Origin of the sequence: Dokdonella koreensis DS-123 (assembly GCF_001632775.1) — a bacterium.
GTDB lineage: Bacteria > Pseudomonadota > Gammaproteobacteria > Xanthomonadales > Rhodanobacteraceae > Dokdonella > Dokdonella koreensis.
Genome location: NZ_CP015249.1, coordinates 3064681 through 3078215, shown reverse-complemented (window position 1 = coordinate 3078215; position 13535 = coordinate 3064681). Strand labels below are relative to the sequence as shown.

Genomic DNA, 13535 nt, shown 5'->3' with positions numbered 1-13535 from the left:
TCACTATAATCGGTCGGATGCCGGCCGATCCCGCCACCGCGCTGTACACCGCCGACCAGGTCCGCCGGATCGATCGCGCGACGATCGATCGTTGCGGCGTTCCGGGCCTGGAGCTGATGCGGCGTGCCGCCGCCGCGGCATTCGACACGCTGCGGCGGCGCTGGCCCGAGGCCCGCCGCCTGTGCCTGCTGGCCGGATCCGGCAACAACGGCGGCGATGCGCTGCTGGTCGGCGAACGGGCGCTGCACGCGGGCCTGGCCGTGACGGCCCTGCTGCCGGAGCGCCCGGGCGGCGATGACGCGCGGGCGGCGCTCGCCGCCTATGCCGACGCCGGCGGCGGGCTGGGGAACGCCGATGATGGACTGCCGCTGGCGGACGTCTACGTCGATGGCTTGTTCGGAACCGGCCTGGCGCGTGCGCCGCAGGGTGTCGCCGCGGCCTTGATCGCGCAGCTGAACGCATGCGGGCGGCCGGTGCTCGCCCTCGACGTCCCGTCGGGACTCGCCGCCGATACCGGCATGCCGCTCGGCGTTGCCGTCCGTGCCGCGGCGACGATCTGCTTCGTCGGCTGGAAGCGCGGCCTGTTCACGGCGGCGGCGGCCGACTGCTGCGGCGAGCGCGAGCTGGCACTGCTCGACGTCCCCGCGATGGCGCGCAGCGGCATCGTGCCCGATGCGCGCCTGCTCGATGCGGGCATCGGCTGCGTGCTGCCGACCCGCGATGCCGACGTCAACAAGGGGCGGTTCGGCCATCTGCTCGCGGTCGGCGGCGACCACGGCATGGGCGGTGCGATCCGGCTGGCCGGCGAAGCGGCGCTGCGCTGCGGTGCCGGACTGGTCGGCATCGCCACGCGCGAGGACCACGTCGGTGCCGTTCTCGCCGCGCGCCCCGAGCTGATGGTGCGTGGCGTCGACGGTGCGCCGGCCTTGCAGGTCTTGCTCGAACGCGCCGACGTGGTCGCGCTCGGACCGGGCCTGGGCCAGGGCGCCTGGTCGCATGCGCTCTGGGACCGCGCGCTGGCGGCCGGCAGGCCGTGCGTGGTCGATGCCGATGCGCTGAACCTGCTGGCACGCCAGGCGCAGCCGGTGCCCGCCGGCAGTGTGCTGACACCGCACCCGGGCGAGGCGGCGCGCCTGCTCGGCAGTGACGTCGCGGCGGTCCAGGCCGACCGCTACGCGGCCGCGCGCGCGCTGGCGCAGCGCCACCGTGCGGTGGTCGTGCTCAAGGGTGCCGGCAGCCTGATCGCCGATCCGGACGGCCACGTGGCGGTATGTCCCTGGGGCAATCCGGGCATGGCGACGGCCGGTATGGGCGACGTGCTGACCGGTGTGATCGGCGCCCTGCTGGCGCAAGGGTTGAGTGCCTGGGACGCGGCCCGGCTCGGCGTTGCGCTGCATGCGCGCGCCGGCGACCTCGCCGCCGGCGGATCGCCGCGCGGGCTGCTCGCCTCGGACCTGTTCGCGCCGCTGCGGACGCTGGCCAACCGGTTCACGGCATGAGCGGCGCCCTGCGTCGCGTGGTCGACGAGGCGGGCCTGACCGCGCTGGCCGCGGCGCTCGCGCCGGCGCTCGCCGATGGCGGCGTGATTCATCTGCACGGCGACCTCGGCGCCGGCAAGACCACGTTCGCGCGCGCGCTGCTGCGTACGCTGGGGGCCGGCGCGCGGATCAAGAGCCCGACCTACAGCCTGATCGAGTCCTACCGCGCCGATGGGCGTGCGCTGCATCATCTGGACCTGTACCGGATCGCGGACCCCGGCGAGCTGGAGTGGCTGGGCCTGGCCGACCTGGCCGACCCCGGCGCGGTGCTGCTGATCGAATGGCCCGAGCGCGGCGGCGATGCGCTGCCGCCGGTCGATCTGGCGGTCCGGCTGGCACATGCCGGCGCGGTGCGCGACCTGGCGATCGAGGCCGTCAGCGCCCAGGGGCGGGCGATGCTCGACCGGCTGCGCGCGGCGGCGGAATCAGGACAAACCTGAATAGTTGGTCAGGAATGTCCTGCAGCTTGTGGATTTAGAACGAAAAAAATCTTGAAATTTGCGTATGGCTGCGGTTCAATCGCGGCCTATGCGATTGGGGAAACTTCCAGCGCGCATCCTCGCTCCCTGGGCGGCCCTGCTGCTCGGCGCCGCCGTGCCCGCCGGAGCGGCCGACATCAAGGCGCTGCGCATCTGGGAAGGTCCGGACTACACGCGCGCGGTGTTCGACGTCAGCGGCCCGCTCGACTACAAGCTGTTCGAGCTTTCCGACCCCGGGCGCATCGTCATCGACGTCAAGGACGGACGCATCGTCGAGGGGCTGGGGGCGCCGGCCGCCAAGGGCATGCTCAAGGCCGTCCGCATCGGCAAGCAGGGCAAGAGCGACGCGCGCATCGTCCTGGACCTGGGCGCCGAGGTGCGGCCCAAGAGCTTCCTGCTGCCGCCGGCCGAGAAGCTCGGCTATCGGCTGGTGGTCGATCTGTACCCCAAGCAGAAGCCGGCACCGGTCAAGACGGTCAAGCAGGTGCTGCCCGGCGAGCCGCGCCCGGTGGTGATCGCGATCGACGCCGGCCACGGCGGCGAGGACCCGGGCGCGCGCGGCGCCACCGGCACCCACGAGAAGAACATCACGCTTCAGGTCGCGCGCGAGCTCAAGCGGCAGATCGACCGCGAACCGGGCATGACCGCCATCCTGACCCGCGACGGCGACTACTACGTCAAGCGCGAGGACCGCTACCGCAAGGCGCGCGAGGCGCGCGCGGACCTGTTCGTGTCGATCCACGCCGACGCCTGTCCGGGTTCGTGCGAGACGGCGCGCGGATCGTCGGTATGGGTGCTGTCCACGCGCGGCGCATCGAGCGAGGCGGCACGGCGGCTGGCCGATCGCGAGAACCGCGCCGACCTGATCGGCGGCGTGTCGCTGGACGACAAGGAGGACAGCCTCGCGGCGGTGCTGCTCGACCTCCAGCAGGGCGCGACGATGGACGCCAGCAACGCGGTGGCCGATCACGTGCTGGTCGCGCTGCGGCAGATCGGCCCGACCCACCGGCGCCAGGTCGAGCGTGCCAACTTCGTCGTGCTGCGCTCGCCGGACGTGCCCTCGATCCTGGTCGAGACGGCCTTCATCAGCAACCCCGCCGAGGAGAAGCGCCTCAACGATGCGGTCCATCGCGAGAAGCTGGCCGGCGCGATCCTCGACGGTGCGCGCAACTACTTCCGCATGATGCCGCCGCAGGGGACCTGGTTCGCCGCCAACGCCGACAAGTTCCGTCCGTCGCGCCATGTCGTCGGCCGGGGCGAGACGCTGGCGATCATCGCCGAGCGCCACGGGACCACCGCCGGCAAGCTGCGCAGCGCCAACAAGCTGGCCAGCGACGCGCTGCGCGTCGGCGACGTGCTGGACATTCCGGCCGGCTAGCGCGCCATCGGGAAACCGCCTGCCGGCGCGATCCGGGCAGGGCCGCCTCCGGGACCAAGGCGCACGCCGTCGCCCCGTGGGACCGGCGGCGCGGCCCCCCCCTTTCGCGACAACGTGCCGGCGCAGGCGTTCGGCTATGATGCGGTGACGTCTTGCCGTTTCCGCTCATGCGACGCATCCACGCGCTTCCTCCCGAACTGGTCAACCAGATCGCCGCCGGCGAGGTGATCGAGCGCCCGGCCTCGGTCGTCAAGGAACTGGTCGAGAACAGCATCGACGCCGGCGCGCGCCGCGTCGAGGTCGACATCGAGGACGGCGGCGCCCGCCTGATCCGCGTGCGCGACGACGGCGGCGGCATCGAGCCGGACGACCTGCCGCTGGCGATCACCTCGCATGCGACCAGCAAGATCGCCAGCTTCGACGACCTCGAACGGGTCGGCACGCTCGGGTTCCGCGGCGAGGCGCTGCCGTCGATCGCGTCGGTCTCGCGCTTCGCGCTGATGTCGCGCACCGCCGGCGGCGACGCCGCCTGGCGCATCGAGGTGGACGGCGGCCGGCCGCTGCTGCCGAAGCCGGCCCAGCATCCGGTCGGCACCGTGGTCGAGGTGCGCGACCTCTTCTACAACGTGCCGGCACGCCGCAAGTTCCTGCGCGCCGAGCGCACCGAGTTCGGCTATATCGACGAGCTGATCAAGTCGATCGCGCTGGCCCGTGCCGAGGTCGAGTTCCGCCTCGCCAACAACGGCAAGCCTCTGCGCCTGTTGCGGCCCGCGCACGGCGAGGCCGACATCCAGCGCCGCATCGGCGACGTGCTCGGCGGTGATTTCGTCGAGCGCAGCCTGCGCGTGGACCATGCCGGCGCCGGCTTACGCCTGCACGGCTGGGTCGGCCTGCCGACCGCCTCGCGCAGCCAGGCCGACCAGCAGTACTTCCACGTCAACGGGCGCCTGGTACGCGACCGCCTGGTCGCCCATGCCGTGCGCCAGGCCTACGCCGACGTGCTGTTCCACGGCCGTCATCCGGCCTTCGTGCTGTTCCTCGAGCTCGATCCGGCCCTGGTCGACGTCAACGTGCATCCGGCCAAGCACGAGGTGCGCTTCCGCGAGTCGCGGCTGGTGCACGACTTCCTGTACCGCACGCTCGACGAGGCGTTGTCGGGAACGCGCGCCGGCTCCGCCGTCGCCGCGGCTCCGGCCGCCGCGCCTGCCGCGCTGCCGGCCTGGCCGGTCTACCGCCAGCAGGGCGGACTGGGACTCGGCACGCGCGAACCGCTGGCGGACTACGCGGCCCTGCTGGGCGCGCCGGCCCGTGGCAGCATGGCGCCGGCGATCGCACCGGGCACCGACGCGGCGGGCGAGTACCGTGCCGAGGGCACGGCACCGCAGGAAGCCGGCGAGGTGCCCCCGCTCGGCTTCGCGCTGGCGCAGCTGCACGGCGTCTACATCCTGGCCGAGAACGCCCAGGGCCTGGTCCTGGTCGACATGCACGCTGCGCACGAGCGCATCACCTACGAGAAGCTCAAGCTGGCGCAGGCCGGGGAGGGCATTCGTGCGCAGCAGCTGCTGGTGCCGCTGACGCTGGCGCTGAGCGAGCGCGAGGCCGCTGCCGTCGAGGAGCACGCCGAGCGTTTCGCCGTGCTCGGCTTCGACGTCGTGCGCAGCGGCCCGCAAGGCGCGGTGGTGCGACGCGTACCGATGCTACTCGAAGGCTCGGACGTCCAGCAGCTGGTCCGCGACGTGATCGCCGACTTCGTCGCGCAGGGCAGTTCGCGCCGGATCGAGGAAGCCGGCAACGAACTGCTGGCGACGATGGCCTGCCACGGCTCCGTGCGCGCGAACCGCCGCCTGAGCCTGCCGGAGATGAATGCGCTGCTGCGCGAGATGGAGCGCACCGAGCGGTCCGGGCAGTGCAACCACGGCCGGCCGACCACGGTCCAGCTCGGCATGGCCGAACTGGACCGCCTGTTCCTGCGCGGCCGTTGAGAATCGGCCGATCGCTCATATCCTCATGCTGCCGGGCGACCGGGCCGCGTCCGCTCCGGTGGTACGCTGATGCCCCTGCCGGCGCGTCCCGCCGTTCCGGAATCGATGCCATGACCCGCAGCCCGTTCGTCGCGATCCTCGCCGTGATCTTCGCCATGACCGTCCCCGCCACCGCCGCACCATCGGACTACACCCAGCAGATCCAGGCCTGGCAGGCCAAGCGTCTGGAGCGCCTGCAGGCACCCGAAGGCTGGCTCAGCCTGATCGGGCTGGACTGGCTGCAGGCCGGGCGCAACACGATCGGCAGCGCCGACGGCAACGACATCGTGCTGAAGGCCGGGCCGGCGAAGCTCGGCGTCGCGGTGCTCGACGGCGGCGGCGTGACGCTGGAACTCGATCCGGCCGCCGAGGCGACCATCGACGGCCAGCGCGTGTCCAAGGCCGCGCTGCGCGACGATGCCCAGGCCGAGCCGAGCGTGGTCCGCTTCGGCACCGCGAGCTTCATCGTCATCAAGCGCGGCGACCGCTACGCGCTGCGCGTGCGCGACAGCGAGGCGCCCACGCGCACGCACTTCCTCGGCCTGGACCGGTACCCGATCGATCCGTCCTGGCGGATCGAGGCCCAGTGGGTCGCGTTCGATCCACCCCGGACGCTGGACATCCCCAACATCATCGGCACCGTCGATGCGATGACGGTGCCCGGCAAGGCGGTGTTCGAGCGCGAAGGCCGCAGCTACGAGCTGCTGCCGGTGATCGAGTCGCCGGACGCGACGCAGCTGTTCTTCATCCTCGCCGACCGGACCAGCGGCAAGGAGACCTACGGCGCCGCGCGGTTCCTCTATGCCGACGTGGCCAAGGACGGTGTCGTGGTGCTCGACTTCAACAAGGCCTACAACCCGCCGTGCGCGTTCACGCCGTACGCGACCTGTCCGCTGGCGCCGCCGGAGAACCGGTTGGGCGTGGCGGTGACGGCCGGCGAGAAGAAGTACCGCGGCAGCGATCACTGACGCGGCGGCGATCCGGCACGGGCGGGTGCGTCGCCTTGCGGCGGTGGCTCCGGCCCGTTAGGGTTGGCGCATGCGTACCTTCCTCCTGCCGATCGCCTTGCTGATCCTGCTGCCGGGCTGCGACCGCCCGACCCCTTCGTCCGCGGCCTCGAGTCCGACCGCCGCCTCGGCGAAGCCAGCCGATGCCTTCTTCGCGCAGCTCGGCGCACTCTGCGGCAAGGCCTTCGCGGGCCGCCTGGTCGCCTTCGACGAGCGCGACCGCGAAAGCTTCGGCGGTCCGTCGGTGATGCACGTGCGCACCTGCTCCGAGCAGGAGATCCGCATTCCGTTCCACGTCGGCGACGATCGCTCGCGGACCTGGATCGTCAGCCGCGTCGACGGCGGCCTGCGCCTCAAGCACGACCACCGTCATCGCGACGGCAGCGAGGACGACCTCACGCAGTACGGCGGCGACAGTGCCGCGGCCGGCGCCGGTACCGCGATACGCCAGTCGTTTCCGGCGGACGCCGAATCCAAGGCGATGTTCCTGAAGGGCGGATTGAACGCGTCGGTCGACAACGTCTGGTCGCTGGAGGTCGAGCCCGGCTCGCGCTTCGCCTACGAGCTGCGACGGCCCGATCGCCACTTCCGGGTGGAATTCGACCTGTCGCAGCCGGTCGAGGCGCCGCCCCCGCCGTGGGGCTACGAGTAGCCGGCGACCGTGCCCGGCGCCGCCGCGATGCGGCGGACGCCGGTGGGGTGCCTGTCAGGCCAGCGCCCGCGCGTGATGGCGCAGGTGGTCCTCGATGAAGGTCTGGATGAAGTAGTAGCTGTGGTCGTAGCCGGGCTGCAGGCGCAGGGTGAGCGCCTGGCCGGCGTCCTTCGCGGCGGCGGCCAGCAGCTCGGGCTTGAGCTGCGGTTCGAGGAACTTGTCCGCGTCGCCCTGATCGACCAGCAGCGTGCCGTCGAAGCGGTGGCCGCTGCGCAGCAGGGCCACCGTGTCGTACGGCTGCCACGCCACGCGGTCCTCGCCCAGGTAGCGCGGCAGCGCCTTCAGGCCCCAGGGCACCTGCGACGGTGCGACGATCGGCGCGAACGCCGAGACCGAGCGGTAGGCGCCGGGATTCTTCAGCGCGATCGTCAGCGCGCCGTGGCCGCCCATCGAATGCCCGAAGATGCCGCTGCGCGCGGTGTCGGCCGCCGCGAACCCGGCGGCGATCAGCGCCGGCAGTTCGCGCGTGACGTAGCTGTACATGCGGAAACGCGCGGCGAACGCCGGCGTGGTCGCATCGAGATAGAAGCCGGCAGCCTCGCCGAACTCCCAGTCGCCGGTGGCGCCCTCGATGCCGGTGTTGCGCGGGCTGGTGTCCGGCGCGACCAGCATCAGGCCCAGTTCCGCCGCCAGGCGCTGGGCGCCGGCCTTGATGATGAAGGTCTCCTCGGTGCAGGTCAGTCCTGCCAGGTAGTACAGCACCGGCACCTTGCCGGTCGCCGCCTGCGGCGGGTGGTAGACCGCGAACTTCATCGTGCCGCCGGTCTCGGAAGAGGCGTGCGAATAGAAGCCCTGGATGCCGCCGAAGCAGCGCTGCTCGGAGATCGTCTCGAATGTCATGTCGGTTCCTGGAAGGCGATGGATCAAACGTGGCGGGGACCGAGCACGATGATAGCCATGCCGGTGAGCGCGACCACCGCGCCCACGATGTCCCATGCGGATGGTCGAACGCTATCGACCAGCCACAGCCATGCAAGTGCCACCGCAACATAGACGCCGCCGTAGGCGGCATAGACGCGGCCGGTCGCGGTCGGGTGCAGGGTCAGCAACCAGACGAAAAGCGCCAGCGCCAGCGCGGCCGGAACCAGCAGCCAGGCCGGTTTTCCCTTGCGCAGCCACAGCCAGGGCAGGTAGCAGCCGACGATCTCGGCCAGCGCGGTGAGGACGAACAGGCCCGCGGTCCTGAGCATCGCGCTACGCGTCCCCGGCCGGCGGTGCGTCCATTTGCCGCGTGTCGCGCAGGCGCCGCTGCAGGCGCGTGAGCCAGATCGCGACCGCCAGCCAGGCCACGGCTACCGCGATCCACACGCCTGCGCGCGCGGCCAGACTCAGGCCGATCGCACCCAGTCCGATGTAGGCCCAGCTCGAAGCCATGTCGCCGCCGCGGTAGACCACGGTGTCGATGAAGTTCTTGGCCTTGTAGCGCGCCTCGCGATCGACCAGCGTGAACAGCGTTTCACGCGCCGGCTTGACGAAGGCGAACGAGAATCCGCGCGTGCCGACCTGCACGACCGCCAGCAGCAGGGCGCCGTGCGCCAGCGCCAGGCTGCCGAGCCCGATGCCGACCAGCATCGCCGGTATCAGCAGCAGCGGACCCACGCCGTAGCGCGCCAGCAGGACCCGCGTCACCAGCACCTGGACCAGCAGGACGACGAGGTTCATCGTCAGGTCGATCGTCGCGAAGTAGCGGTTGCGTTCGGCGTAGCTCAGTCCCAGTGCCTGCACGGTGTCGGCCTGGGAGCTGTAGAGCAGCACGCCGATGCTGACGCCGAAGAACATGTGCAGCACGAGGGCGAACAGGATCGGGCTGCGGAACACCATCCTGGCGCCGGCGACGATCGATCCGCCGATCAGGCGGTCGCCGTCCTCGCGGCCGTGGTCCCGCTCCTGCTGCCGCGCCCACGGGATCAGGCGCAACAGGCAGCCGAGGCAGATCGCGTAGAACGCCGCGGAAATCAGCATCAGGCCGGAGGCGTTCACGTGCGCGACCAGCCCCAGCGAGGCGACCGGGCCGAGGATCGCGCCCATCGTGCCGCCGGCCGCGATCACCGCGTAGAAGCGCTTGGCCTGCTGGTTGACGAAGATGTCGGCCATGAAGCTCCAGAACACCGCATCGGTGAACAGGTTGATGACCGACAGGAAGATCGAGAACGCGACCGCCACGCCGCTGCTCATGCCGCGGCCGACCAGGAACGCGAACAGCAGCAGCATCGCGATCACGAACAGGTAGATCGCCGGCATGAAATGGCGCCGGGCGACCCGTGCCACGAGGGCGCCGTAGAGCGGCGTCAGCAGCAGCATGCAGACGAAGACCGAGGTGAACACGGCCGGGATCAGCCGCGCGCCGTCGGCGCTGATCAGCGCCTCGCGCACCGAGCGCAGGATGTAATAGCCGAACAGCTGCGAGAAGAAGAAGGCGAACGACCAGAAGAGCGCCACGCGCTCGTGCCGGTCGGCGCCGGCGATCAGCGCCTGCCAGCCCTGCCTGTGCGTGGAATCGGCTGCCGCCATCTGCAATCCCCTGGCTTTCGCGACCGGCGGAGGCCGGGGCCGAAGCATGTTGCGCCGCGCACGCTAACATTGTATTTCCGCCTCGGCCAGACTCGACCGCGCATGACGATCACGCTCTCCGGCTTGTACGTGTATCCGTTGAAGTCGTGCGCGCCGTTGCCGCAGCCGGCGGCCGAAGTCGATCCGCGCGGCCTGGCCGGCGACCGGCGCTGGATGGTCGTGGATGCCGACGGCCGTTTCGTCACCGGGCGGCAGCAGCCGCGCCTGACGCTGGTCCGCGCCTGCCCGGATGGTCCGGACGCGCTGCGGCTCGATGCGCCGGACCTGCCGACGCTGCGGCTGGCGCCGGCGGCGGCCGAGCGGACCGCGGTGACCGTATGGGGCAGCCGCGTGCTCGCGCTGCCCGCCGAGCCGGCCGCGGATGCGTGGATCAGCGGCTTTCTCGGGCAACCGGCGCGCTTCGTCCACATGGACCCGGCCGCGACGCGCCGCATCGACGGGCGCTATTCGGAGGCCGGCGAAGTCAGCTTCGCGGACGGATTCCCGCTGCTGCTGCTGTCGGCCGCGGCCGTGGACCTGCTCAACACCAGGCTGGCACGGCCGGTCTCGCCATTGCGGTTCCGGCCCAACCTGATCGTCGCCGGCACCGAGGCGCATGCCGAGGACCGATGGAAGCGCGTGCGCATCGGCGACCTGGTGTTCGAGGTGGTCAAGCCGTGCACGCGCTGCGTCTTCACGACGGTGGATTTCGAGCGCGGCGTGCGCGATCCGGACGGCGAGCCGCTGCGGACCTTGCTGACCTATCGACGCGGCGCCGACGGCGTCACGTTCGGCCAGAACCTGATCCCGCTCACCGGCGGCGGCGTGCGCGTGGGCGACCGCGTGGACGTGCTGGACTGAGGAGCGGGCCGGCGCGAGAGCGAACGGCCCGCAGAAGAGGCGGGAGCGCGAGCGCGCTCCCGCGAGGTCTCAGCGCTTGTCGACCGGGACGTAGGCGCGCTCGGCCGCGCCGGTGTAGATCTGCCGCGGACGACCGATCTTGGCGTCCGGCGTGACGTGCTGCTCGAGCCAGTGCGCGACCCAGCCGGCCGTGCGCGCGATCGCGAACATCACCGTGAACATCTCGGTCGGGATCTTCAGGGCCTTGTAGATGATGCCCGAGTAGAAATCGACGTTCGGGTACAGCTTGCGCTCGATGAAGTACGGATCCTTGAGCGCGACTTCCTCCAGCGCGACCGCGACGTCGAGCAGCGGGTCGCTGACGTTGAGGTCGGCCAGGACCTTGTGCGTCATCTCGCGGATGATCGTCGCGCGCGGATCGAAGTTCTTGTAGACGCGGTGGCCGAAGCCCATCAGGCGGAAGCCGGAGTTCTTGTCCTTGGCCTTGGCGACCGCGCTGGCGACGTTCTTGGCATCGCCGATCTCCTCCAGCATCTTCAGCACGGCCTCGTTGGCGCCGCCGTGCGCCGGTCCCCACAGCGCGGCGATGCCGGCCGAGACGCAGGCATACGGGTTGGCACCGGTCGAGCCGACCAGGCGCACGGTCGAGGTCGACGCGTTCTGCTCGTGGTCGGCGTGCAGGATGAACAGCAGGTCCAGCGCCTTGGCCACCACCGGATTGAGTTCCAGCGGCTCGCTCGGCACCTCGAACATCATGTGCAGGAAGCGCGTGACGTACTCGAGGTTGTTGCGCGGATAGCGGAACGGCCAGCCGATGCCGTAGCGGTAGGCGGCGGCGGCGATGGTCGGCACCTTGGCGATCAGGCGGATCGCCGCCAGGCGCCGCTGCTCCGGGTCGTTCATGTCGAGCGTGTCGTGGTAGAACGCCGACAGCGACGCCACCGAGCCGCACAGCATCGCCATCGGATGTGCGTCGTAGTGGAAGCCGTTGAGAAAGTTCTTCAACGACTCGTGCATCATCGTGTGGTGGGCGACTTCGTGCTCGAAGGCGCGGAACTGCTCGCCGCTGGGCAGCTCGCCGTTGATCAGCAGATAGGCCACCTCGAGGAAGCTCGACTGCTTGGCCAACTGCTCGATCGGGTAGCCGCGGTACAGCAGGATGCCCTGGTCGCCGTCGATGTAGGTGATCGCGCTGCGCGTGCTGGCGGTCGAGACGAAGCCCGGGTCGTAGGTGAAGTAGCCGGTTTCCTTGTTCAGCTTGCCGATGTCGAGCGCGGGATCGCCCAGGGTTCCGGAGACGACCGGAAGCACGACGCTCTTGCTGGTGGCGGCATCGGTGAGCGTGACGGAAGGTTCGGACACGGGAGTACCTCGCTGCTGAAGGTCCGCGAGCGTGTTGCGACGCAAACAAGCGGACCCGGTAAGACGGGCGGCTGCACGATCGGCAACCCTGGCGCCGGTCGGCCACGCCCGCTATTGCGCGGCGGAGGCCGATCGCGAGGCGGGATTATCTCACAGCTTGGTGTTACAGATTGATGGTGCGCAGCCACATCGGCTGCCCGGCGCGAACGACACGCATACGAAAACCCGGACGTTGCGGCAACGTCCGGGTCCGAGGCTGGAAGGCGATACGGGCGGCCCTGCGCCGGCGCGAACGGCCGGCGCGCGAGCCGGGGTTGTCAGGCCTTGCCGGCGTAGCGCTTGCGGAACTTGTCGACGCGACCGCCGACGTCGGCAACCTTCTGCTTGCCGGTGTAGAACGGGTGCGAGTGGCTGGAGATTTCCACCTTGATCAGCGGATACTCCTCGCCGTCTTGCCACTTGATCGTTTCCTTGCTGGTCATCGTCGACCGGGTCAGGAACGAGAAGTCGCTGGCCAGGTCCTGGAAGACCACGGACTGGTACTTGGGATGGACGTCGGGTTTCATCGTACGGCTCCAGGACGGACCGGTGGAAAAAGAGCCGCGCATGATAGCCGCTGCCCGCCTGCTGCGCAATCGCCGCCGTTGGGTCGTCGTGCCGGCCCGCGTCAGGCGCCCAGGGCGGCGGCGATCAACGCCTCGAAACGGGCCTGGTCCACCTCCAGCACGATGCGGGCATTGGCCGGCCGGCCGGACCGCGCCTGCCAGTCGACGAGGGTCGCGCCGCGTGTCAGGGCGCCGGTCAGCTCGACCTCGACGCGGCGCTCCGCGGCGTCGCTGACGATGTCCGGCTGCAGCGCGACCGCCATTGCCAGGGCGTCGGCGGCCATCAGGCCGCGCCGGCCGCGCGCCTGGCTGAAGTCGCGGGTCTTGCGCGAAAGAGCGGCGTAGAAGCGGGCGCGCCGGTCGCCGGCGGCGAGCACGCGCTCGAAGCGGTCCAGGGCGATGGCGTGGCGCTGGGTCGCTTCCCAGTCCACCAGGTCGAAGCGGGGCCACTCGGTGAACACGACGTGCGCCGCTTCGGGATCGAAGCCGATGTTGAACTCGGCCGGCAGCCGCTCGGTATTGCCGGTGCCGGTCACCGCGCCGCCCATGACCACCAGGCGCTGCACGTGCCGCGGAAGATCCGGGTCCAGGCGCAGCGCCAGGGCCAGGTTCGTCAGCGGGCCGAGCGCGACCAGGGTGAGCCGGCCCGGCTGCCGGCGTGCCAGCCGCACCAGGGCCAGGGCGGCGTGCTCGGCTTCGGGCGCGCGCGCGGCCGGGGCGTAGCCGGTGTCGCCGAAGCCGTCGAGGCCGTGCACGAAGGCGGCATCGGCCGCCGGCAGCACCAGCGGGACCGGGCAACCCGGAAACACCGGCGTGTCCGCCTGCAGCAGGTCGACCAGCTTCAGCGCGTTGCGCACCGTGTGGCCGAGCCCGACATTGCCGGCGGCGATCGTCAGCCCGTGGACGCGCGCATGGTGGTGCGCCATCAGGATCGCCAGCGCATCGTCCACGCCGGGATCGGTATCGATCAGCAGGTCCGGGATCATCGTCGCTCGTCGCGGAAGGGGGCGGTCATTGTCGCA

At 70.9% G+C, this 13535-nt stretch carries 13 protein-coding genes; 7 read left to right on the top strand and 6 right to left on the bottom strand.

Annotation, left to right across the window (positions count from 1 at the left end; all coding sequences use genetic code 11):
* Positions 1-17: 17 nt before the first annotated feature.
* The 6 genes from I596_RS12610 to I596_RS12585 all read left to right on the top strand — a co-directional run bounded on the left by I596_RS12610 (position 18) and on the right by I596_RS12585 (position 7075).
* Complete coding sequence (locus I596_RS12610) at positions 18-1499, top strand: bifunctional ADP-dependent NAD(P)H-hydrate dehydratase/NAD(P)H-hydrate epimerase (protein WP_067648495.1); 1482 nt, start codon at positions 18-20, stop codon at positions 1497-1499.
* The gene (gene tsaE / locus I596_RS12605; protein WP_067648491.1) at positions 1496-1978 is read left to right on the top strand and encodes a tRNA (adenosine(37)-N6)-threonylcarbamoyltransferase complex ATPase subunit type 1 TsaE; all 483 of its coding nucleotides are present in this window, start codon (positions 1496-1498) and stop codon (positions 1976-1978) included. The genes I596_RS12610 and tsaE overlap by 4 nt, the downstream gene beginning before the upstream one ends.
* An 88-nt stretch (positions 1979-2066) precedes the next feature.
* Positions 2067-3395, top strand: a complete 1329-nt coding sequence (locus I596_RS12600) for an N-acetylmuramoyl-L-alanine amidase (RefSeq protein WP_067648488.1) — start codon at positions 2067-2069, stop codon at positions 3393-3395.
* A gap of 167 nt (positions 3396-3562) precedes the next feature.
* Positions 3563-5377, top strand: a complete 1815-nt coding sequence (gene mutL, locus I596_RS12595) for a DNA mismatch repair endonuclease MutL (RefSeq protein WP_067648485.1) — start codon at positions 3563-3565, stop codon at positions 5375-5377.
* Positions 5378-5487: 110 nt separating this feature from the next.
* Positions 5488-6384 carry a DUF1684 domain-containing protein gene (locus I596_RS12590; protein WP_067648482.1) on the top strand — a complete coding sequence of 299 codons (897 nt, stop codon included), beginning with the start codon at positions 5488-5490 and terminating at the stop codon, positions 6382-6384.
* 70 nt (positions 6385-6454) lie between these two features.
* Positions 6455-7075 (top strand): hypothetical protein, encoded by a 621-nt coding sequence (locus tag I596_RS12585; RefSeq protein ID WP_067648479.1) that lies wholly within the window; start codon positions 6455-6457, stop codon positions 7073-7075.
* Positions 7076-7129: 54 nt separating this feature from the next.
* Here I596_RS12585 and fghA read toward each other — a convergent pair whose 3' ends face one another.
* Genes fghA through I596_RS12570 form a run of 3 tightly spaced genes read right to left on the bottom strand, consistent with a single transcriptional unit; the run spans position 7130 to position 9646 of the window.
* A complete protein-coding gene (gene fghA / locus I596_RS12580; protein WP_067648477.1) occupies positions 7130-7975 on the bottom strand; it encodes an S-formylglutathione hydrolase in 846 nt (281 codons plus the stop codon).
* A 23-nt stretch (positions 7976-7998) separates the two neighbouring features.
* Positions 7999-8325, bottom strand: a complete 327-nt coding sequence (locus I596_RS12575; protein WP_067648474.1) for a YnfA family protein — start codon at positions 8323-8325, stop codon at positions 7999-8001.
* 4 nt (positions 8326-8329) lie between these two features.
* Positions 8330-9646 (bottom strand): NTP/NDP exchange transporter, encoded by a 1317-nt coding sequence (locus tag I596_RS12570; RefSeq protein ID WP_067648471.1) that lies wholly within the window; start codon positions 9644-9646, stop codon positions 8330-8332.
* A gap of 102 nt (positions 9647-9748) precedes the next feature.
* Between I596_RS12570 and I596_RS12565 the strand changes: the two genes are divergently transcribed.
* Positions 9749-10546, top strand: a complete 798-nt coding sequence (locus I596_RS12565; RefSeq protein ID WP_067648468.1) for an MOSC domain-containing protein — start codon at positions 9749-9751, stop codon at positions 10544-10546.
* A gap of 69 nt (positions 10547-10615) precedes the next feature.
* Here I596_RS12565 and I596_RS12560 read toward each other — a convergent pair whose 3' ends face one another.
* The 3 genes from I596_RS12560 to I596_RS12550 all read right to left on the bottom strand — a co-directional run bounded on the left by I596_RS12560 (position 10616) and on the right by I596_RS12550 (position 13499).
* Entirely contained in the window at positions 10616-11908 is a 1293-nt protein-coding gene (locus I596_RS12560) for a citrate synthase (protein ID WP_067648465.1), read from the bottom strand.
* A 317-nt stretch (positions 11909-12225) separates the two neighbouring features.
* On the bottom strand, positions 12226-12474 hold the full coding sequence (locus I596_RS12555) for a type B 50S ribosomal protein L31 (protein ID WP_067648463.1): 249 nt from the start codon (positions 12472-12474) through the stop codon (positions 12226-12228).
* Positions 12475-12575: 101 nt separating this feature from the next.
* Entirely contained in the window at positions 12576-13499 is a 924-nt protein-coding gene (locus tag I596_RS12550) for a nucleoside hydrolase (protein WP_067648460.1), read from the bottom strand.
* Positions 13500-13535 lie beyond the last annotated feature (36 nt).

Coding starts and splice junctions, on each gene's coding strand:
- mutL (WP_067648485.1), top strand. CDS start 3,563: ATGCGACGCATCCACGCGCTTCCTCCCGAACTGGTCAACCAGATCGCC.
- I596_RS12575 (WP_067648474.1), bottom strand. CDS start 8,325: ATGCTCAGGACCGCGGGCCTGTTCGTCCTCACCGCGCTGGCCGAGATC.
- fghA (WP_067648477.1), bottom strand. CDS start 7,975: ATGACATTCGAGACGATCTCCGAGCAGCGCTGCTTCGGCGGCATCCAG.
- I596_RS12585 (WP_067648479.1), top strand. CDS start 6,455: ATGCGTACCTTCCTCCTGCCGATCGCCTTGCTGATCCTGCTGCCGGGC.
- tsaE (WP_067648491.1), top strand. CDS start 1,496: ATGAGCGGCGCCCTGCGTCGCGTGGTCGACGAGGCGGGCCTGACCGCG.
- I596_RS12590 (WP_067648482.1), top strand. CDS start 5,488: ATGACCCGCAGCCCGTTCGTCGCGATCCTCGCCGTGATCTTCGCCATG.
- I596_RS12570 (WP_067648471.1), bottom strand. CDS start 9,646: ATGGCGGCAGCCGATTCCACGCACAGGCAGGGCTGGCAGGCGCTGATC.
- I596_RS12600 (WP_067648488.1), top strand. CDS start 2,067: ATGCGATTGGGGAAACTTCCAGCGCGCATCCTCGCTCCCTGGGCGGCC.
- I596_RS12565 (WP_067648468.1), top strand. CDS start 9,749: ATGACGATCACGCTCTCCGGCTTGTACGTGTATCCGTTGAAGTCGTGC.
- I596_RS12610 (WP_067648495.1), top strand. CDS start 18: ATGCCGGCCGATCCCGCCACCGCGCTGTACACCGCCGACCAGGTCCGC.
- I596_RS12550 (WP_067648460.1), bottom strand. CDS start 13,499: ATGATCCCGGACCTGCTGATCGATACCGATCCCGGCGTGGACGATGCG.
- I596_RS12555 (WP_067648463.1), bottom strand. CDS start 12,474: ATGAAACCCGACGTCCATCCCAAGTACCAGTCCGTGGTCTTCCAGGAC.